At 57.3% G+C, this 20,161-nt stretch carries 16 protein-coding genes and 2 pseudogenes; 3 read left to right on the top strand and 15 right to left on the bottom strand.

Going from position 1 to position 20,161, the window contains the following annotated elements; translation table 11 throughout:
* Window positions 1-6: 6 nt before the first annotated feature.
* From AC0L7U_RS10485 to AC0L7U_RS10460, 6 genes are all read right to left on the bottom strand, one after another.
* Complete coding sequence (locus AC0L7U_RS10485; RefSeq protein ID WP_473690502.1) at window positions 7-969, bottom strand: acetamidase/formamidase family protein; 963 nt, start codon at window positions 967-969, stop codon at window positions 7-9.
* Window positions 966-1,772 (bottom strand): FadR/GntR family transcriptional regulator, encoded by an 807-nt coding sequence (locus tag AC0L7U_RS10480; protein WP_473690500.1) that lies wholly within the window; start codon window positions 1,770-1,772, stop codon window positions 966-968. The genes AC0L7U_RS10485 and AC0L7U_RS10480 overlap by 4 nt, the downstream gene beginning before the upstream one ends.
* Window positions 1,773-1,811: 39 nt before the next feature.
* Window positions 1,812-2,840 (bottom strand): ABC transporter ATP-binding protein, encoded by a 1,029-nt coding sequence (locus AC0L7U_RS10475; RefSeq protein ID WP_473690498.1) that lies wholly within the window; start codon window positions 2,838-2,840, stop codon window positions 1,812-1,814.
* Window positions 2,821-4,788, bottom strand: a complete 1,968-nt coding sequence (locus AC0L7U_RS10470; protein ID WP_473690496.1) for a dipeptide/oligopeptide/nickel ABC transporter permease/ATP-binding protein — start codon at window positions 4,786-4,788, stop codon at window positions 2,821-2,823. The genes AC0L7U_RS10475 and AC0L7U_RS10470 overlap by 20 nt, the downstream gene beginning before the upstream one ends.
* Window positions 4,785-5,732, bottom strand: coding sequence for an ABC transporter permease (locus AC0L7U_RS10465; protein ID WP_473690494.1), 948 nt, complete (start codon window positions 5,730-5,732; stop codon window positions 4,785-4,787). The genes AC0L7U_RS10470 and AC0L7U_RS10465 overlap by 4 nt, the downstream gene beginning before the upstream one ends.
* Before the next feature lie 185 nt (window positions 5,733-5,917).
* Entirely contained in the window at window positions 5,918-7,477 is a 1,560-nt protein-coding gene (locus tag AC0L7U_RS10460; protein WP_473690492.1) for an ABC transporter substrate-binding protein, read from the bottom strand.
* A gap of 263 nt (window positions 7,478-7,740) precedes the next feature.
* On the opposite strand from AC0L7U_RS10460, the pseudogene AC0L7U_RS10455 reads away from it, so the two are divergent.
* The 3 genes and pseudogenes from AC0L7U_RS10455 to AC0L7U_RS10445 all read left to right on the top strand — a co-directional run.
* Window positions 7,741-7,989 (top strand): annotated as a pseudogene (locus tag AC0L7U_RS10455) (M28 family peptidase); the annotation flags it as partial.
* Window positions 7,990-8,171: 182 nt separating this feature from the next.
* Window positions 8,172-8,861 carry a hydantoinase/carbamoylase family amidase gene (locus AC0L7U_RS10450; RefSeq protein WP_473695759.1) on the top strand — a complete coding sequence of 230 codons (690 nt, stop codon included), beginning with the start codon at window positions 8,172-8,174 and terminating at the stop codon, window positions 8,859-8,861.
* Window positions 8,862-9,005: 144 nt separating this feature from the next.
* A complete protein-coding gene (locus AC0L7U_RS10445) occupies window positions 9,006-9,437 on the top strand; it encodes an RbsD/FucU family protein (RefSeq protein WP_473690490.1) in 432 nt (143 codons plus the stop codon).
* A 97-nt stretch (window positions 9,438-9,534) separates the two neighbouring features.
* Here the strand turns inward: AC0L7U_RS10445 and AC0L7U_RS10440 are convergent, their stop codons facing one another.
* From AC0L7U_RS10440 to AC0L7U_RS10400, 9 genes and pseudogenes are all read right to left on the bottom strand, one after another.
* The gene (locus tag AC0L7U_RS10440) at window positions 9,535-10,473 is read right to left on the bottom strand and encodes a dihydrodipicolinate synthase family protein (RefSeq protein WP_473690488.1); all 939 of its coding nucleotides are present in this window, start codon (window positions 10,471-10,473) and stop codon (window positions 9,535-9,537) included.
* Window positions 10,474-10,614: 141 nt separating this feature from the next.
* Complete coding sequence (locus AC0L7U_RS10435; protein WP_473690486.1) at window positions 10,615-11,337, bottom strand: GntR family transcriptional regulator; 723 nt, start codon at window positions 11,335-11,337, stop codon at window positions 10,615-10,617.
* Between the two features lie 114 nt (window positions 11,338-11,451).
* A pseudogene (locus AC0L7U_RS10430) lies at window positions 11,452-13,916 on the bottom strand (beta-glucosidase).
* A 159-nt stretch (window positions 13,917-14,075) separates the two neighbouring features.
* On the bottom strand, window positions 14,076-15,101 hold the full coding sequence (gene proX / locus AC0L7U_RS10425; protein ID WP_473690484.1) for a glycine betaine/L-proline ABC transporter substrate-binding protein ProX: 1,026 nt from the start codon (window positions 15,099-15,101) through the stop codon (window positions 14,076-14,078).
* A 200-nt stretch (window positions 15,102-15,301) separates the two neighbouring features.
* On the bottom strand, window positions 15,302-16,435 hold the full coding sequence (gene proX, locus AC0L7U_RS10420) for a glycine betaine/L-proline ABC transporter substrate-binding protein ProX (protein ID WP_473690483.1): 1,134 nt from the start codon (window positions 16,433-16,435) through the stop codon (window positions 15,302-15,304).
* 354 nt (window positions 16,436-16,789) lie between these two features.
* Complete coding sequence (locus tag AC0L7U_RS10415; RefSeq protein WP_473690481.1) at window positions 16,790-17,332, bottom strand: glycine betaine ABC transporter substrate-binding protein; 543 nt, start codon at window positions 17,330-17,332, stop codon at window positions 16,790-16,792.
* On the bottom strand, window positions 17,266-17,814 hold the full coding sequence (locus AC0L7U_RS10410; RefSeq protein ID WP_473690479.1) for a glycine betaine ABC transporter substrate-binding protein: 549 nt from the start codon (window positions 17,812-17,814) through the stop codon (window positions 17,266-17,268). Before AC0L7U_RS10410 ends, AC0L7U_RS10415 begins: the two co-directional genes overlap by 67 nt.
* Window positions 17,815-17,913: 99 nt before the next feature.
* Entirely contained in the window at window positions 17,914-18,834 is a 921-nt protein-coding gene (locus AC0L7U_RS10405; protein ID WP_473690477.1) for an ABC transporter permease, read from the bottom strand.
* Between the two features lie 14 nt (window positions 18,835-18,848).
* Window positions 18,849-20,081 (bottom strand): quaternary amine ABC transporter ATP-binding protein, encoded by a 1,233-nt coding sequence (locus AC0L7U_RS10400; RefSeq protein WP_473690475.1) that lies wholly within the window; start codon window positions 20,079-20,081, stop codon window positions 18,849-18,851.
* Window positions 20,082-20,161: the final 80 nt, after the last annotated feature.

Raw genomic sequence — 20,161 nt, 5'->3', positions numbered from 1 at the left:
TCGATGTCAGCCCAGCACGATCTGCGGAAAATAGAAGGACACGACCCAGTTGGGCGCGTCGACCACTTCGGAAATCCGCAGATCGCCGCAGACTGAGCACAGCATATAGGCCTCATGCGCCGTCATCTGTGTCATGGCCGTCAAAAGATCGATCATGGCGCTGACGCTGTCGCGGGAGGCCTGCATGAGATCACTGCCAATGCCGGTGGTGACCATATAGCCTTTGCCATCCAGATGGTTTGTTACCGGGCCAGACGTGACAAAACGTGGGGTCTTTGGGGCTGCGTGTTTGACAACTTCGACCCGAACCACGACATCCATGGCACTTTCCAGCGCTGTTCCGCAGACCTCACCGTCGCCTTGCGCGGCGTGGGTGTCGCCGATGGACAGCAATGCACCCGGTACTTCGACCGGTAGATAAAGTGTTGTTCCTGCTGAAAGATCTCTGATGTCGAGATTTCCTCCAACGCGACGTGGTGGAATAACGGAATGTCGCCCGCTGGCGGCCGGTGCCAAACCGATTGTGCCGGGAAAGGGTTTAAGCGGCACGAAGGCCTGATCGGAAAAGGCGACGGGATGAAGATTGACCCTGTCATAGGACCAGAGTTTCAAGGCCGGTTCGGTGAACTGGTTGGCCAGAAGACCAAAGCCGGGCAAAACGGCTGTCCAGCCGAAACCGGAGGGATTGAAGGCGATAATGTCCACCTTGAGAGCGTCGCCCGGCTCGGCTCCTTCCACGAACACTGGACCGCTGACCGGATTGGCCTCGGCGTTCGCCATCCGCGCAATGTCTTCTACGGTGCTGGACGGACTGAAGTGCCCTCCTGCTGCATCCTTGCACTGAAACAGAATTTCCACGCCGCTCTTCACAACCTGAACAGGGGCAATGGTCCGATCCCAGCCCAGATGTGTCTGGTGTTTGTGGATCGTGTGGCCCATGTGCTCGTGCGGTGGATGGAAATGGCTCATGCGGATCCGGTCTCCTGGTGTGGTGCGGTGTCGTCAGTGCGCGCTTTGAGCGGGCTGTGCATGGCCGCTGTCTCCAACATGTATTTCTCGGCTTCCATCATGTGTCCACGCATGATCATCCGGCACAATTCCCGGTCGCCGGATCGGATCGCCCGCAACAGGCGGACTTGATAGTGTAGCCCGGTTTCGCGCATGGCCGGGTTGGGGGCGCGGTAGATCGCCCGACATACCGTCATGTCGCGCAGCAGCGACAACAGAAAGGAACAGGTGAACGCGAGAAGAGGATTGCCGCAGTGGCGCGCGAGCTCTTCGTGGAAATCCAGTTCGGCCAGCCGCTGGTTGTATTCTTCCTCTGCTGTCTGCGGTTCATCTTCATACAGACGAATGCAATTTTGCAGTGCCTGAAAGCCTTCGTCGTTCAGGTTTCCGGCGACGGCTGCGGCCAGTTCCGGCTCCAGCAGCTTGCGCATGGTGTAAATATCGGAAATCGTTGGCTGATCGAACAAGAACAGATTGTCCAGCAAGCGGATTGCTTCTGACGGTTTGACTGAAGAGACAAAGACACCGCCACCGGGACCGCTTTTGGTGGTGATCAGCCCCTGATATTCCAGAACCTTCAGAGCCTCTCGCAAGGTGCCACGCGAAACCTTCACGGTTTCTGTCAGAAGCCATTCGTTCGGCACGCGCTCGCCGGGCAACAGGTTCGCCTCGATGATTTGCTCGCGAATTTGGCGGGCCACCAGATCGGAGCGGCGAAGCTTTTTCTGCGTTGTCGGGTTGGTTGCGCCGGCGGGAATTTTCATTCTTGTCTTCTGTGTTGCTGGGGCTGAAGGTCCGCAGTGCTATGCCTGTGCGTGGGGATGATAGCAAGCGGCGATATGGCGGGATGTTTGGCCAACTGTTTGCGTTTCTTCAGGTTGTGCGGCACGGCATCTGTCTGTCGCGCGTGCGCAACGTGCCGCAAAGGCGCATCCCTTTGGCGGGTGATAGGGATCGGGCAATTCGGCAGTGCCATCTTCTGCGAGCAGTGTATCGCGACCGGGCGCTGGGGCCGACCGCATCAACAAGTCCGTATAAGGATGCAACGGCCGGGCGAAAACCTGATTGGCCGGGCCAAGCTCGGCCATTCGACCGAAGTACATGACAGCCACCCGGTCACTGACGCTCTCTACCACTGACAAGTCGTGGCTGATGAACAGATAGGTCAGGCCAAAGTGGCCTTTAAGGTCGTCCAGCAGATTGAGGACCTGTGCTTGAACGGAGACATCCAGCGCCGAAACAGGTTCGTCCAGCACAATCAGTTCCGGATTGGCGGCGAGGGCGCGGGCGATGCCTATGCGCTGGGCCTGTCCGCCGGAAAACTCGTGGGGGTAGCGCTCCAGAAACTCTGGCGCCAGATTGACGGCGTCCAACAGTTCATCCAGTCGCGCCGCGCGACCTGCCTTGTCCAGCGACGTCAGATGTTTCAGGGGCGCTTCCAGAATGGTGCGGATGGTTTTGCGCGGATTGAGTGATGATACCGGATCCTGAAAGACATATTGCACTTTGCGGGAAAGAGCACGTCGATCTTTGCGGGCCAGAGTCGTGAGGTTTTCACCATCAAAGGTGATGCTGCCGGAGGTTGGCAGGTCCAACCCCACAAGCAGGCGGGCAAGTGTGGACTTGCCGCAGCCGGACTCACCAACCACGCCGAGGGTTTCCCCACGGCGAACATCCAGGGTCATGCTCTGTACAGCATGAACGGCAGGCGCGTGACCGCCAAACAGCTTGCGCTCTCCGCCAAACACTTTTCCGACGCCGCGGACCGTGAGCAATGGCTTTGCGCCGTCGTCCGGTTGCCCCACCGGGCCCTCAGGCTGCTGACGGGTCATCGAAACCTCCTTCGGTTATGGGAAACAGGCAGCGCACGCCGCGCTGTGGTGAGCTCATTTCAAGCGGGATGTCGCCTATGCGGCATTCGGACCGTGCCTTCGGGCAGCGAGGCGCAAAGGCACAGCCTTGGGGCAACGCATTGACGACTGGCGGCCGCCCCTGAATGGCATCCATGCGTCGATCCGGTTCGCCTAGAACCGGTACGCAGTCGATCAGCTTGGCGGTGTAGGGATGTTGTGGGTTTTCCAGAAGCTCTCGCGTTGGGCCGGTTTCCACGATGCGTCCGGCATACATCACAGCGACACGGTCGCAGAGGGCGGAGACAACACCGAAGTCATGCGTGATGAAGAGGATGGCCGCATTGCGCTCGCGGCGCAGGCTATTCATCAAGGTGAGAATTTGAGCCTGAACCGTTACGTCCAGCGCCGTGGTCGGTTCGTCGGCAATCAACACCCGCGTGTCATTGGCCAGCGCCATGGCAATGCACACACGCTGACGCATGCCGCCAGACAACTCGTGCGGGTAGGCTGAAAGGCGTTCTTTTGGATTGGGAATGCGCACCAGGGAAAGAAGCTCAATTGCCTTGTCGCGGGCCTGTCTTTTTGACAAGGGCTGGTGGGCGGTAATCGCCTCGATCACCTGATCGCCCACCGTGAAAAGTGGATGCAGTGTGGAAAGTGGATCCTGAAACACATAGGCGACCGAGCGTCCCCGCAGGTCGCGCACCCGTCGGTCAGAGATGGCAAAGAGATCTTCTCCTTCCAGATAGGCAGCGCCCCCGGCTATCTTGCCCGGAGGTGTGGGCACCAGTCCCATGATCGACATGGCGGTGACAGATTTTCCAGACCCGGATTCCCCGACGATACCAAGACATTCGCCGTCGCTCAGATGCAGGTCCACACCACCGACTGCCTTATACACCGACCCGCCAATGGTGAATTCGGTTTTCATGCCCTGAATGTCCAGCACACCCGGCGTTTGGGATGGGGGCGGAATGTCGGCAGGCGCGCGCTCCACCGCTGTGCGGGCATGCGGACGGTTCAAAGATCCGGAGCGTAGACGTGGGTCCAGCACATCGCGCAGGCCATCGCCCAGCAAATTGATGCTCATCACCAGCGCGAAGATCATCAGGCCGGGGATGATAGAAACATGCGGTGCGGTGAAAAGGATCTTGCGCCCTTCGCCGAGCATGGACCCGAGATCGGCTTGCGGGGGCTGTGCGCCCAGTCCCAAAAATGACAGGCCTGCGGTTTCAAGGATCATCCAGCCGACAGTGGTGGACATGGTGATGACGATGACCGGCAATACATTTGGCAGGATCTCGATGAACAGGATCTGGACCGGAGATTTGCCGGTCAACCGGGCCGCATCGACAAACTCGCGTCGCGACAGGCCGAGAGTAAGGCCGCGAATATTCCGCGCAAAGAAAGGAATATTGACCAATGCAATGGCGTAGAGCGCGTTCAAAAGCCCTGCGCCCAGTACGGCAACGATCGCCAGCGCCAGCAGGATGTAAGGAAAGGCCATGACCATGTCGATGGCGCGCATGATGATGGAATCTGTACGCCCGCCAGCATAGCCGGCCACCAGACCGAAAAGCGAGCCAAACAACGCTGCGATCAGCGTGGCGGAAATGCCGACGGTCAGCGAGACGCGGGTGCCCCATAACAGGCGAGACAGAATATCGCGGCCAAGCTGATCTGTGCCAAGCCAATGTCCGGTTTGAAACGCAGAGAGCAGGCGTTGAGCCGGAGCCGTGGCATCAGGATCGGGCAAAGGCAGAATGGGGGCGGCCAGTGCCAGCAGCACAATGAGGGCGAAGACGATCAATCCGGCGGCAGCCAATGTGTTGTTCATCAGCAGGCGCAGCGTACCGGGGCGGGAGGATTTGCCCCTAGACTCTTGAGCGGGTGCGGAAGACGGTGTGGTCGTGGCGGTCTGGCTCATGAGCGCAACCTCGGATCAAGCATCGTCTGGATGACGTCGGCCACCAGATTAAAGAGAACATAAGCCGCCGCGACGATGAGCACACCGCCCTGCACCAGCAGAAGATCTCGCGTTGCAATGGCATTGACCAGCATGGAGCCGATGCCCGGCCACTGGAACACAGTTTCGATGTAGACAGCCCCTCCGATGACGAACCCGGCTTGAATGCCAATCACCGGAACAACGTTGACCAGCGCCGATTTGAAAGCGTGTTTGTAGATGACTTTACGCTCCGACAGACCTTTGGCGCGGGCGGTGCGAATATAGTCCTGCCTCAGCACTTCCAACATGGCGGTGCGGGTCAGGCGGGCGATGACGCCCGTTGCCACCACAGACAGTGTGATGGCGGGCAGGGCCAGATGGTGCAGCAGATCTGGCCAGCCACCGCCGCCATAGATGGCGTACATGCCGGAGACCGGGAACCAGTGCAATTTGACGGCGAAGCACAGGATCATGATCAGCCCGAGCCAGAAGGAGGGCGTTGAAATGCCGATCAGCACCAGAAGCGTGATCAGTTTGTCTGCCCAGCCATATTGGCGCACGGCGGAGACGACACCTGCGAGAAGTCCCAGTATAGAACAGATGACGAGCGCGGCTCCGGCGAGAAGCAGCGTGGCGGAAAACCGTTCCAGCACTTCGTTCAGGACCGGTCGATTGAGACTGTAAGATCGTCCCAGATCGCCATGCAGGAGATTGCCGAGCCAGATGAAATATTGCTGAGGCAGGCTTTTGTCGAGACCGAGCTGGGCGTTGAGCCTTGCGACGTTTTCCGGCGTTGCATAAGCCCCCAGAATGGCTGTCGCCGGATCTCCGGGGATCATTGCCATGATCAGGAAGACGATGAGTGTCAGCCCGAAAAGGATGGGCACGACAATCAGCAGGCGTTTGACGATGTAGCTGGCCAAGACAAATGCCCCTGTGGCTGGCACTGGAGATGAAACGCTCCGGCAGGCTGACTTTCTTGGGTGAAGTCTGAAGTCTGAGGGCCTGCCGGATACTCGTTTTGGGGTGAGGCCCCGCACTTTCTGCCCGTGTGGGGCAAAGGTCGAGGCCGCTTGCGGCCTCGCCAGTTTTCACGCTTCCATTTGCATTATTGGCCTTTGGAGACGTGCTGCAGCATCAGGAAGAACGACGGTTGCAGTTTGAAGCCCTTGACCGAAGCCTTGGTCACCGCGTTCTGTTTCCAGTTGGCGATGAAAGCCCAGGGCGCATCATCATGCACGATCTGTTGCATCTTCTTGTAGAGCTCGGCACGCTTGGACTGATCGGTTTCCTGACGCGCTTCTTCCAGAAGCTTGTCCACCTTCGGATTGGAGTAATAACCCGAGTTGAAGCCGCCTTTGTCCGGGAAGGCGCCGGTGCGTAGTGTCAGGAACGGCAGCGTATCGGGATCATTGGTCATCCAGGCCATTTCGGCCATGGCGGCCTTGCCCTTCAGCCCCGGGTTGACCTTGCCCAGGAAGGTGTTCCACTCGTAGCTCTCGATCTTGACGTTCATGCCGACCTTCTTCAGGTCCGCCTGAATGGCCGTTCCCATGGCAACCGGATCCAGCATGCCCGAGCCACCTTCGGTGACATAGAGCGTCAGAGGTTCACCCTTGTAGCCGGCTTCCTTCAGCAGTTTCTTCGCCTTTTCCGGGTCATACGGATAGGGCTTCAGGCTGTCGTCATGTGCCCGAGCAAATGCCGGAGGCGTGGGACCAGCAGCCACTTCGGCCGTGCCCTGAAGGATATTGTCGACGATCGCTTTCTTGTTGATGGCGTAGTTGACGGCCTGACGTGCTGCCTTCTTGTCAAATGGAGGCTGCTTTTCATTCAGGATCAGGAACCAGACGTGCGGGCCTGCCTGCTGATGAACTGTGAACTGGTTGTCAGACTTGAACTGCTGAAGGCTGTCGGGCGGCACTTCCACCATCACATCCAGACCACCGGACAACATCTCGGCATTGCGGGTGTTGGCATCGGTGATCGGACGGAAGACAACTGCATCCAGCTTCGGTGCGCCGTCCCAATAATCCGGGTTCTTGACGAGGACAACCTTCTTGTTGGCATCCCATTCTTCAAACTTGTAAGCGCCAGTGCCAGAAGGATGACGGCCATAGTCCTTACCATATTTCTTGATCGCGGTGGGCGAGGCGATCAATCCGGTTGGGTAAGCCAAATTAGAGAGGAAAGGTGCATAGGGTGTCTTCAGCTTGAAGGTGACGGTGTAATCGTCGTCCACCACAACGTCCTGAACGGATGAGAAGAAGAACGCGAGCGGGAAGGGGCCGGTGTCGTGATAGGGGCTGTCCTTCTTCAGTATGCGGTCAAAGTCGAACTTGACGGCCTCAGCGTTGAAGGGCGAGCCATCGTGGAACTGCACGCCCTTGCGCAGCTTGAAGGTGTAGGTCTTGCCATCGTCGGAGATTGTCCAGCTCGTTGCTAGGGCTGGCTCGACCTGAAGCGTGCCATCCTTATAGCGCACCAGACCATCGTACATATTGACGAGAATGCGAAAGTCATTGACCGCGGTATCAGCCTGCGGATCGAGCGATTTCGGCTCGGCAATCTGCCCCACGATAAGGACATTGGGTGGTGTTTGCGCCTGCGCTCCGGGAGACAGAGCGAAAAGCGCCGTGGCAAAAGCCGCAGCGAGTAATCGTTTCATCTTACGTTCCCCTATTATTCTTCATCTTATTAATCATGATAAATTGAAATATGGCAATAATTAATTCATATTGATTTCCCTAAAGCCAGCCACCGCGCGGTTCATTCCGCGCCAATTGCTTCAAAAAACGGGAGAAATTTGAATGCGGCCGCAGGACCACAAGATTGATCTCATGCGGCTCAAGTCCCTTCTGGGGGGTGAACCGCTTCGGCCATAACCCGGATACGGGCGGATTCAACCGGATTGGGTTCTCAGAAGCGGATATGGCGTGCCGAGCCTGGTTTGCCGAGCAGATGCGTGCCGACGGGTTGTGTGTCCGACGGGATGGTGCGGCCAATCTTTTTGCGCGGTTGGGGCTAGGTGAAGGGCCGGTTGTGCTGGCCGGGTCGCATCTGGATACGGTAGCAGAAGGCGGTGCCTTCGATGGGGCTCTGGGGGCCTGCGTGGCGCTGGAATGCGCGCGCACGGTAAGAGATTCTGGCCTTCCTTTGAAAGCGGCGCTGGAGGTTGTCGCGACCTCGGAAGAAGAGGGTCGCTTCGGCGGGATGCTTGGCTCCCAGGCAATTGCCGGCGATTTGACCCCCGAGGGCATCGCCGGGGCGGTGGATGAGCAGGGCGTGAGACTGACCGAGGCCATGCGGGCGCAGTCGCTTGATCCGCAAACCTTGTTGCAGGCCAGTCGCAGGGGGAGGACATTCGAGCCTTTCTGGAACTTCACATTGAGCAGGGACCGGTGCTGGAGGCAGCAGGACTGTCCATCGGCATTGTCGAGCAAATCTCAGGCGTTTGCTATCTTGAGATCATGCTCAAAGGCGTTGCCAATCATTCTGGCACCACACCCATGGCTCTGCGCCAGGACGCTTTCGTCGGCCTCAGCGCTCTGGCACAGAGCTTCCCGCAGATCATTGCTGAGCAGGGGACTGTCGAGAGCCGTTTGACGATTGGTCATGTCAGCCTGACTCCCAATCATCCGCACACTATTCCGGGTGTCGCAGTGTTTTCGATCATCTTGCGCGATACCAGTGAAGCCGTCATGCGCAGATTGCGACAGGCCGTGGAAACACGCGCAGCACAGATTGCGGCAACGCAGGCGCTGTCGCTGACCATCGAGGAGCGCAGTTGGCTGCCTCCGGTTGCGCTGGATCCGGATCTCGTTGGGCTTCTGGAGGACACGGCAAATGCGGCCGGTCTTGCTGCCCGGCGGATGCCCTCAGGGGCCGGCCACGACGCCCAGACCATGCAGGGTTTATGTCCATCCGGGCTTATTTTCATCCCTAGCCATAAGGGGATCAGTCATGCGCCGGAAGAGCAGAGTGGCTGGGATGATATCGAGAAGGGGGCCAATTTGATGCTGCAGGCTGTCATCCGGTTGTGCTGCGCATAACGCTTTATTGCGATGCTTGCAGTTGCAGGGTGATCCGTGGCAAGGCTTGAGGCGGGAGGAGTGTGTCTGAGGTGGCAAACTTGGTTTGTGCACGTGGTGCCGCACTTCTAAACAAGTGACGTAATGTTCAGGGAGGTATCGGACATGCTCAAGGGAATAGATCCATTCATCGGACCGGATTTGCTGCATGTTCTGGCAAGCATGGGTCATGGCGACGAAATTGTTCTGACGGACGCCAATTTTCCATGCGCTTCGGTTGGTGCAGAAACTGTGCTTGGGCACGAGTTGCATATGGATTGCGATGTGCTACGGGCTTTGCAAGCGGTTCTGTCCCTGTTTCCGCTGGACACTTTTGGCGAGGATCCGGTTTTGACCATGCAGGTCGTTGGCAGCCCGGATGACGTGCCTCCGGTGATCGCGGAAGCCGCTCCGCTCCTGAAAGCCGAGGGCTTCCAGTCGGTCGGTATCGAGCGCTTTGCCTTTTATGAGCGTTCCAAGCGCAGCTTTGCCGTGGTTCGTACTCTTGAAGCGCGCTCCTACGGCAACTTTATCCTGCGCAAGGGCATCATCGTCTGACGATGATCCGCACTCATGCAACTGTGCGCCTCTACGTGTAAAAAAGGCCAGCGCCTTGACGCTGGCCTTTTTTATTCGGTCGACCCAGATGGGGCCGTCAGGCGCTCTTGCTCCAGTTGGCATACCAGGTGCGAAACTGGTCGTAGTGCATTTTCGCAAACGCGGCCTGTGAGGCGGTCAGTGCATCGCTCTCGTTGAAATGCAAGCTGTATTCAGTGTCGCCATTCAGCACCATCAGGTATTTGTAGAAGAGCACGAGATCGGGGCCTTCGTCGAAAATCGACAGAACCATCAGCGCTTCTTCCAGCTCTTTCGCCTTGGCGCGGGCGGTTGCATCTCCGGCAGCGGCTTTCTGGCACAGGGAGACGAGATGCAGCACTTCTGCTGGCAAGGCGTTGCCGATGCCTGTGATGGCTCCGCCGGCTCCGCAATTGACATAGCCGTGGTAGACATTGGTATCGACGCCGATCATCAATGTCAGATCATCCTCACCTGCGGTGATGTTTTCGGCCGCATAGCTGAGATCAGAAGACCCGCCAAATTCCTTGAAGCCAATCAGGTTGGGATAGCTGGCGCGCAGTTCGAAAAACAGGTCGGCCCGGGTGGCGAAGCCATAATATGGGCTGTTGTAAATCACCGCAGGCAGACCGTTCCCGGCTTCCAGAACGGCGGAAAAATGCGCTTTCTGTGCGCTAGCCGAACTGCCACGGGACAGCACGCGCGGGATGACCATCAATCCATGTGCGCCGACCTTTGCCGCATGGGCGGCGAGCGCCATCGCCGATTTGGTGTTGATGGCCCCTGTGCCGACAATGGTTGGGACGCCTGCCTCAACCAACGCCTGAACGCCCTGCATCCGCTGTTCATCGCTCAGGAGGGGCCAGTCCCCCATGGAGCCGCAATAGACGACGGCCGACATGCCTGCGTCGATCAGTTCACGGCCTTTGCGGGCAAGGGCGGTAAAGTCGGGTTTGCGCTCTGTCGTGCAGGGCGTCATCAGGGCTGGAATACAGCCGGAAAAAATGGTCGACGGCATGGCAATGTCCTTCATCAAGACTGGAAAGAGCGCTGTGGAACGGCATTCTAATAATCATCATGCCTAAATCTCATCTTGTCGACAAAAAAAATACAAAATGTTGTGCCAAGTTTGTTGTCCTGATTCAGGGTATCGCGCCTCTCAAAGCGCCAAGTCGTGGTTGGTGCGATTGTCTGCCGCGATATAGGACTGTACCTGTTGGACAATCTGGTCTGCATGGGCGCGCGCCAGCCGGTCGGCGGCTTCGACATTGCCTGTCAGAATGGCCTCGATCATTTCATCGTGCTCCTGCACATATTGGCGCGGCAGCTTGTCGTTGAACGAGGAATAATACAGCCGCAGGAGCCGGCGCCCCTCGTCCAGCAGGCGAGTGAAAGGCTCGATGTAGTAGCGGTTGCCGCCAGCCTTGGCGATGGCGACGTGAAACTCGCGGTTGCTGGCGATCATCGCCAGCGCGTCCTGCTGCGCAACAGCTTCGGCGAAAGCGCTCTGATGCGCGCGGATGGTCTCGATGTCTGCGGCTGTGTGCTTCAAAGCCGCTTCGCGTGTTGTCACCCGGTAAAGCAGGGTCAGCGCATCGAAGAAATCCGACAGATGCAGAAAGTCGATGCTGGAGACGACGGTTGCCCGGTTCGGCAAGGTTGTGATCAGCCCTTCGGCCGCGAGCCGGACCAACGCTTCGCGGATCGGTGTGCGGGAGAGCGAGAAACGCTCCGATAAGAGCACCTCATCGATGGGACTTCCGGGTTGCAGCGTCAACTCAATGATCTCAGCCTTCAAGGTGTCGTAGACATGGGTTGCCCCCGCGCCACGCTTGAGGGTTTGCGGAGTTCCTTCTGCTGGTGCCTTACGCGATATGGCCATAGTTCCCTTTCACAAGCAGTGCTTTTGCGCCGATTTGGATCTTTTGCTTTTCCGTGACCTGAGACCAGGTCACGCACCAAAATATTTCGGTCCCGGGTCGGGGCAGGTATTGATTTATTTGTCCAGTTTCATTGCCTGAGCCCGGCTGACGGTTGCCACCGTTGCGGCATCTGCGGCTGAGAACCCGAGCCGTAATTCATAGTCTGTCGCATCGATGATCCAGGTCTGGGCTTTGCTTGAAAACCAAGGCGAAAGCACGCGCATCCAGTGTCAGGCTGAAGCTCGTCCGACCACCTTCGGGGACGTTCACTTTGACAAAAGCTTTCAATTCCTTCTCTGGGCGGGCCACGGTGGCCTTGAGAGGAGCCACATAGAGTTGCAAGACCGGCCTGGCCATCACGAGGACCGGTGTTTTCCACGAGTCCGGACACTGTGATGCGATGGGTCTGGTCAAACTGGCTCTCGTCAACACTGACAGTGGAAATTGTGAAAGACGTGTAGCCAAGTCCGAAACCAAAGGGGAACAAGGGGCGAAGGTCGTGACTGTCATGGTGGCGATACCCGGTCAGAAGGCCTTCCGTATAGACCATATGTCCGTCTTTGCCCGGATAGGTGGCGGGGTCGTCCGTCAGTATTGGCGTATCGGATAAGCTGGCCGGAAACGTCTGCGGCAGACGTCCGGACGGCTCTGCCTTGCCCAGCAGTACATCGGCGATGGCATGGCCTGCTTCCTGCCCCGGATACCACGCTTGCAGGACGGCATCGACTTCGTCCAGCCAGGGCATTTCAACGGGACCGCCTGTTTGCAGCAGGACCACTGTTTTTTTAGCGCGGGCGGAGACTTGTCGGATCAGGTCATCCTGATCGCCGGGCAAGTTCATGTCCGGCAAGTCCCAGCCTTCCGTATCCCATTCCGCATTGCGTCCGACGCACACCACGGCGACATCGGCTTGCGCTGCAATGTCTGCTGCATGAGTGATGTCGGCAGTGTCTGTGGGGCGTCCGATACCGAGATAATAACCGGCGACCTCAAGATTGAAAAAATCACCACGCTTGAAGGTTAGCACCAGTTCATGGGTCTTGCCTGCTTCCAGCGTGACATCGGTGGTCATGTGATCGCTGCCTTCCTCGAAGAAGGTCGCGCCGCGCTGCCATGTGTCCCAGCCGTCGATGATTTCCTTGCCATCCAGAAACACCTTGGCGCGACCGGCGCAATGCATACCGATGCGGTAACGACCACTTGTGTCAGGCGTAAAATGCCCGGTGATGCGGACGGAGAAATGTTTCAGATTCACGGCCTCGCTGGCAACGCCGTCCTGGTAGAAGAACTGTGTTGCCTGTTCGCCGACAGAGCGGAACACAGGCTCCCCCTCAAGCGTCAGATTGTTGAACCAGTCGACAGTGATGTCGCCTTCCAGAACCGGCTCAAAGCGCAGATTGCGACAGCCTTGCGCAAAGGTCAGGCGGTCTTCTCCAAGCGCGGCACACAGGCCGTCCCACGGAGAGACGAGGCGATGGGCATTCAGCTGCGCCGAGCCGCCACCCATTACGCGAGCCTCCTTTGCATTAGGTCCGATGACCGCGATGGTTCGCGGGCCTTCAAGCGGCAGGGTGGTTGTATCATTTTTTAGCAAGACCATCCCTTCTGCGCCCGCTGTGCGGATAAGCTTGCGAACGTCCTCGCGTTCGATGGCCTTCTCAGTGCGCTTTGAAAAGTTGTCGATGGCACCGGTGCGGATCAAAAGACGCAGGATATTGAGTGCAGCCTTACGGATAAGATCTGCCGGAATATCGCCCCGCTCGACAGCGTCCACCAGCTTTGCGCCACGGTCCCGGGTTGGGCCGGGCATCTCCAGATCCAGACCGGCAGCAACGCTCTCCACTGTCGTGTGCGAGCCAAACCAGTCGCTCATGACCACTCCGTCGAAATCCCAATCCTTGCGCAGGATGTCCGTGAGCAGCCATGGATTTTCGGAGGTGTAGGTATCATTCAGACGATTGTAGCTGGACATGACAGCCCATGCTTCGCCGTGCTTCACTGCCTGTTCGAAGGGCACCAGATACATTTCTCGCAAGGTGCGTTCGTCCATGTCTGAAGAGACGGTCGTGCGCCGGATTTCGCTCTCATTGGCGACGAAATGCTTCAGGGTGGCTGCAATGCCAAGGGATTGCAGTCCTTGAACGTAGGCCACGGCAAGTTGGCCACTAAGGATGGGGTCTTCCGAATAGCACTCGAAATTGCGTCCGTTCAGCGGGCCGCGGTGCAGGTTGATTGTCGGTCCCAGCAGCACATGCGCGCCCTTGTCATGAGTCTCCTGCGCAATTGCGGCGCCAATACGCCGCGCCAGGTCGGTGTTCCAGCTTGCGCCGATGGCAATACCGGCGGGAAAGGCCGTGGATTTGTTGTTGCCGATGATACTGCCGCCACCGCGTGCGCCGTTTGGGCCATCGGTCACAACCAATGAGCCGACCTTCAGGCGGTCGATGGTTGGAACGCTCCAGTCGTCCTGTCCGGACAGCAGCGCGATCTGTTCGTCAAGTGTCAGCTCATCGACAAGGGTTTCTGCTGTGCGTTGCATATCGGCCATGGTCCGTCTCCTGCGTGTCCTCTTGTCAGCACTGTATCAGACGCTTGCGCCACGGGTAGAGGGCGCGCGTATTTGCCATTGCTTGATATGAAAAAGGCCGGGCTGATGTGCCCGGCCTTTTCCGTTTCAATGTAAGCTTTCATGATCCAGTCAAATTGGGATCAGGAAGCCGCCTTGCGTGCGTCGTCCAACCAGCCGTTGACCTTGTCCATGGTTCTTCTTGATCCAGTCGGTAGCCTGCTTCTTGATGTCCTTGTTGCCGTTGTGCATCGCAGAGTTCTGAGCGTTCACGTCGGCAACCGGGATCTGAACTTCTTCGAGAAGCTTCTTGGCGGCTGGGTTCTTTTTCAGGAATGCCTTGTTGGCAACCGGGCGAATGTCAGATGCCTTGAAGCCAAGCTCGCAAGGGTCGGAGACGCAGCCCTTGATGCCCTTGGCCATGAAAGGCTTCTTGAACTCGTCGTTCTTCGGCAGGCCGATCCAGACAACGTCTTTGCCCGGCTTCAGTTCCTGGAACGTCCAGTTCGGGGTCCAGGCGTAGAACAGGATGTGTTCGCCACCCTTATAAGCAGCCAGCGCGTCTGCAAAGGCAGCCGTGTACTTGGCGTGGATGATGTTGATATCCTTGTTCAGACCAAGGCTCTTGACCATGTTGGCAATGCGCTCTTCGCACTTCCAGCCAAGCTGACAGCTCACGAGATCGGCTTTGCCGTCGCCGTTGCGGTCAAACGCTTTGCGGATTTCCGGCTTCTTGAAATCGTTCAGCGTCTTGATGTGGTACTTGTCGGCTGCGGCCTTGTCGACCATCAAGCCCATGATCCCACCGTGCGGCATGCTGTTGCCAACGATTTGCGCCTGGTCCTTGATCTGCTTGATGAAGGGGTCCTGCGTCGGGAACCAGCCGTTGACCCAAAGATCAACATCGCCGGTGGAAACTGCGGAATAGAAGGACGGAACGTTCAGCGTCGTTGGGCCGTCGATAGTGTAGCCAAGCTTCTTGAACAACTGCTGGTAGATTTCGGTCTGGAACCAGCCCGTATCCCAGTCAGCGCGCGCCAGCTTGATCGTCGTGCCCTTGCCTGGCATGTCGGCAGCATGGGCCGGCATCTGTGCAATCCCTGCGGTGCCCAGAACCAGCGCCGCGACAGCGCCCAGCTTGCGAATGTTGAATGTCATATGCTTCTCCAGTTTGTAGAAGGTGATCTTATTTTCGAATTCTCTCGCGGAGAGTTTCTTGTTCTTCTTTGGTTATGCTTCAGCTTGCAGTCCTTTGGGGGCAGCAAGTGAACAGTGAAGTGAAAGAGGTCTGCGTCGCCGATTTACTCTTTCAACGCCCGTGGAGCAGAAAGGCCCTGCCCACGGGCAATTGCTTGGGGTTAGTTTTTGGCCGCGGCTGCGCGGGCATCTTTCAACCAGCCGTCAACTTCTGACTGGTGAGCTTTGATCCAAGCGGCCGCATGCTTGTCGACATGATCGTCACCAGCATGCATTTCGGCGTTCTGGCGGCTAATGTCGGCCACCGGCACATGCGCTTCTTCAAGAAGCTTGCGGACCGCAGGGTTCTTTTTGAGGAAGGCGCTGTTGGCAACGGCCGAGATGGTGTTGGCCTCAAAGCCCAGGCGGCAGGGATCAGAGACGCAGGCCTTTACGTCAGGCGTTGCCCGGGGCAACTTGATCTTGTCGCTCTTCGGCACTTGAATCCAGACAACGTCCTTGCCAGCCTTGAGTTCGTTCGAGGTCCAGTTCGGGGTCCAAGCGTAATACAAAATGTGTTCGCCTGCCTGATAGTCAGCTTCCGCCTGCGCGAACGCTGCAACATACTGGGCGCCAACGATATTGAAGGTATCGGACAACCCCAGGCCCTTGATCAGGTCCTTGATTGTCTTTTCGCATGTCCAGCCAATCTGGCAGCCGATGAGATCGGCCTTGCCATCGCCGTTGCGATCAAATGCCTTGGCGACTTCTGGGCGTTTGAAGTCTGCCAATGTCTTGATGTGATATTTATCGGCGGCAGCCTTGTCGATCATGAAACCCTGCACAGCGCCTTTGTGGGCCACTTCGCCGACGATTTCGGCCTTGCCTTTGATGGCTGGCTTGTAGTTGTTGTTGAGCGGGAACCAGCCGTTGACCCAGAGGTCAACATCGCCCTGTGCGACGGCCAGGTAAAAAGCGGAACCAGCCAAAGTGATCGGCTTGTCGATCTTGTAACCCAGCTTTTCGATCATCTGACGATAGATTTCGGCGGTAAACAGTCCGGAATTGTAGTTGGGGAAGACCATTTTGACGGCCTTTCCGTTGCCGGGCGGCGTTTCTGCCGCGTTGGCTGTGCCCAATGCGAGGCAGATGCAGGTGGCTGCGATGCCGATGGCGGCGGCGAGATTGCGAACGACGTTGGACATGTCAATTCCGTCTTCTACCAATTGGTGAGCGTGTCCCGCGGGATCAGGTTCACCGACTTTCGGGTCAGTGGTCGGCATGCCCGGATACGCATGTCCGTCTTTGCTTTCCATCAACCCCTCGAAACTTTCTTACATCGCTCTCTGCAACCGGCGAGACTGGCCTAAAGCCATCGGAGAAACGGGCCTGTGCCCATGTGTTTCGCGGACGTGCGCTGCCCATGAGGGCTGCTGCAGGGGATGTCCTTGCCGTTTCGGTCCTGCTGGATGGGGAACCGAAAACCGTCAGCGTGTATCCCTTGCAATGGGATTGCACTGCGCCACAAAGTCGTCTGCGCTCTTGTCTTGGAACGTCGGTCAAGCATTGCGATCATGGTTTTATTGGCACGCATCGAGCGTACAAGTGTCTTTGTCTTGAGATAGAATACGGGCCGTCTCCATGGAAACGGCCCGTATTCATGTTGTCAATTACTTGGCGGCAGCCCGCGCATCGGAGAGCCACTTGTTGACTTCATCCTGATGCTTTTTGATCCAGGCAGCAGCCTGTCCCTTGATGTCCTTGTCGCCCTTGTTCATGGCAGAATTCTGCGCATAAATGTCGGACAGTGGGATCTTCACTTCCAGCAACAGCTTCTTGATTGCCGGGTTCTTTTTCAGGAATGCGGTGTTGGCAACCGGAGTAATGTCATTGGCCTTGAAGCCCATACGACATGGATTGGAAACGCAATCCTTGACGTTCTTGGCTGCAGGCGGAGCCTTGAAGTTGCCCTTGACGACCTTGGACGGGATCTGAATCCACTCAACGTCCTTGCCCGGCTTGAGCTGGTTTACAGTCCAGTTCGGAGTCCAAGTGTAGAACAGAATGTGTTCGCCGTTCTGATAGGACGCAATCGCATCAGCCATCGAAGCCGAATAACCGGCCTTGATTGGGTTGATGTCCTTGTTCAGATCGTAGGCTTTGAGGATTTTGGAAATGCGGATTTCGCAGCCCCGAGCCTGGAGGACAAGCAACCAAGGTCAGCCTTGCCATCGCCATTGCGGTCAAAAGCTTTTCTGACTTCAGGACGCTTGAAATCGTTCAACGTCTTGATGTGGTATTTTTCGACGGCCTTCTTGTCGACAAGGAAACCCTGAAGCGCGCCAGCCTTGGCAACGGCACCGACGATTTCAGCCGACCCCTCGAAGGCAGGCTTGAAGGTGTCGTGCAGCGGGAACCAACCATTCACCCACAGGTCCATATCACCCTGGGAAAGGGCCTGATAGAAGGCAGGTGCATCAAGCGTGGTCGGGCCTTTGACGGTGTAGCCAAGCTTCTGGAACAACTCGCTGTAGATCTCGGCGTGGAACCAGCCGGTGTCCCAGGTTGCCTGAGCCATTTTGATGGTCTTGCCCTTGCCGGGCATGTCTGCTGCGGAAGCGCCAAGCGTGGCAACGGCAAAAGCCCCAAGGGCAAATGCTGCGGTCGCCGCGAGCTTACGGAACTTATGAGCCATACGGTCTCTCCGATTCACGTGTGTGTGGACAGGTCCACCCTCGTGGGCGGAACATAGTGAAGCCGGGCAATGATGTACCGCCCGGCGCAGACAAGCTGATCAGCCTGCCTTGTTCGCCGCTTCGGTCTTTTGACCGGCGAAAAACGTTTTGAAGGCATCACGCAGCGTCATGAGATCCTGACGTGGTTCGATCAAACCCTGTGTCAGGCGATCAAGCACGATGGCAAGGATGACGATGCCGACACCGCCTGCTGTCGCTCCCCCAACATCAAGACGGCCAAGACCGGTGTTCACGACCAGGCCAAGCCCGCCAGCGCCAATCAAGGCTGCAATGACGACCATCGACAGTGCCAGCATGAGTGTCTGGTTCAGACCAGCCATGATGGTGCGGATGGCAAGCGGTAACTGCACTTCAAGAAGTGTCTGACGACCGGTTGCACCGAATGCTTCACTGGCCTCGATCAGGTCGCCACGAACGTTGCGGATACCAAGGTTGGTCATGCGCACGATGGGCGGCAACGCAAAGATGATCGTTGCGATGATGCCTGGTGCCATACCGACACCAAAGAGCATGACAATCGGCACCAGATACACAAAGCTTGGGACAGTCTGCATCACATCAAGGATTGGGCGGACAATCTTCCAGCCGATGTCACTGCGCGCCACCGCAATTCCGACTGGAATTCCGATAATCGAACAGAAGAACACCGAGGTTATGATCATCGACAGGGTTGTCATGGTGTCGCCCCACAGGCCGATCATGTCGATGAAACAGAACCCGACGAAGGTTACAATGGTCATCGTGCGACCGACGATGCGCCAGGACAGGAATGTGAAGACCAAGGTCGTCACCAGCATCGGAACCCAGTTGAAGAAGTTGTCCAGCAACATCAGCACTTCATTCACCGGCACCTGAAGAGCGCGGAAGAACGGGCGGAAGTTCGGAACAAGGAAGCCGCGGACGAAGGTATTGACCCAGTCGTCGAACGGAATGATGTAAAGATCTGAAGGACTGATCAACTCGGTCTCCTATTTTATCGTTTTGCCGGGTTGGTGTCAGATGCGGCCGAAGACTCGGATGCGTCGTTAGGAATCTCTTCCTCTTCCGGGGAGAGGTGCGAGAAGATGGCTTCCGGAGAAACAACGCCAACAAGTTCGCCTTCGTCATTGGTCACGGCAACCGGAACGCCCGAGGTCGCTTCGGAGTAGATTTCGTTGATGAAGGCTTCGTTCTGTACCGAGGGCGGCTCGGGATACATGAACTTGGACACCTTCGTTTGCGGGCCGGCTGCAAATGCATCACTGCGCTTGACGACACCGGTGAGTTCATTGCCCTTCACCACATGGACGAAGTCCGTTTCAGCCCGATCCATTGCGGCGAGCGCTTCGCCCGCCGTTGCATCCTCGGTGACCTTTGTCGGATCCTGAGCGATGTCGGATGCGGTGAAGACCCGGCTGCGGTCGATGTCGGCCACAAAGGCACGGACGTAATCATCAGCCGGATGGGAGACGATGTCCTGTGCCGTACCGACCTGAACGAAAGACCCATCCTTCATGATGGCGATGCGGTCGCCAAGCAGCAGAGCCTCGTTGAGGTCATGCGTAATGAAGATGATGGTCTTCTTCAACTCGCGTTGAAGGACGATCAGCTCATCCTGCATTTCGCGGCGGATCAACGGATCAAGTGCACCGAAGGGCTCATCCATCAGCAGGATCTCGGGATCGGTCGCCAGACCGCGAGCCAGTCCGACGCGCTGTTGCATACCGCCCGAAAGCGAGCTCGGCAACACATCCGCATGGGCGTCCAGGCCAACTTTCGCCAATGCCTTCAAGGCTGCTTCGCGACGTTCTTCCTTGCCGACACCCTTGACCTTCAGGCCGAAGGCAACGTTTTCAGCGACGGTCCGATGCGGGAACAAGGCGAAATGTTGGAAGACCATGGTGATCTTCTTGCGCCGTACATCCCGGAGTTTATCCTTGCTGATCGAAGCGACGTCATCGTTGTCGATCAGAATCTCGCCGGATGTCGACGGAATAAGACCATTCAAGGTTCTGACCAGCGTCGATTTCCCAGAGCCGGAGAGGCCCATGATCACGAAGATCTCGCCTTCTTCGACTTCGAAGCTGACGTCATTGACGCCAACGGTCACTCCCGTCTCACGGAAGATCTGTTCTTTGCTCTCGCCGTTTTTCAGACGTTTAAGCCCTTCTCCACGATCATCGTTGAAGAGCTTAGAGACACGTTTTACGTTCAATTTTGTTGTCATGTGTGCTTCTTAACGTGGATTGCCGATAATTGAAACCCTAGGAGCAAAATACATATTTTCAATAAGCTGTCATTCGTTTC

The organism is Roseibium sp. 10G30-5 (genome assembly GCF_055809635.1).
Note: the sequence above shows the minus strand (reverse complement) of the source record. Positions and strands in the feature narration are given on the sequence as shown.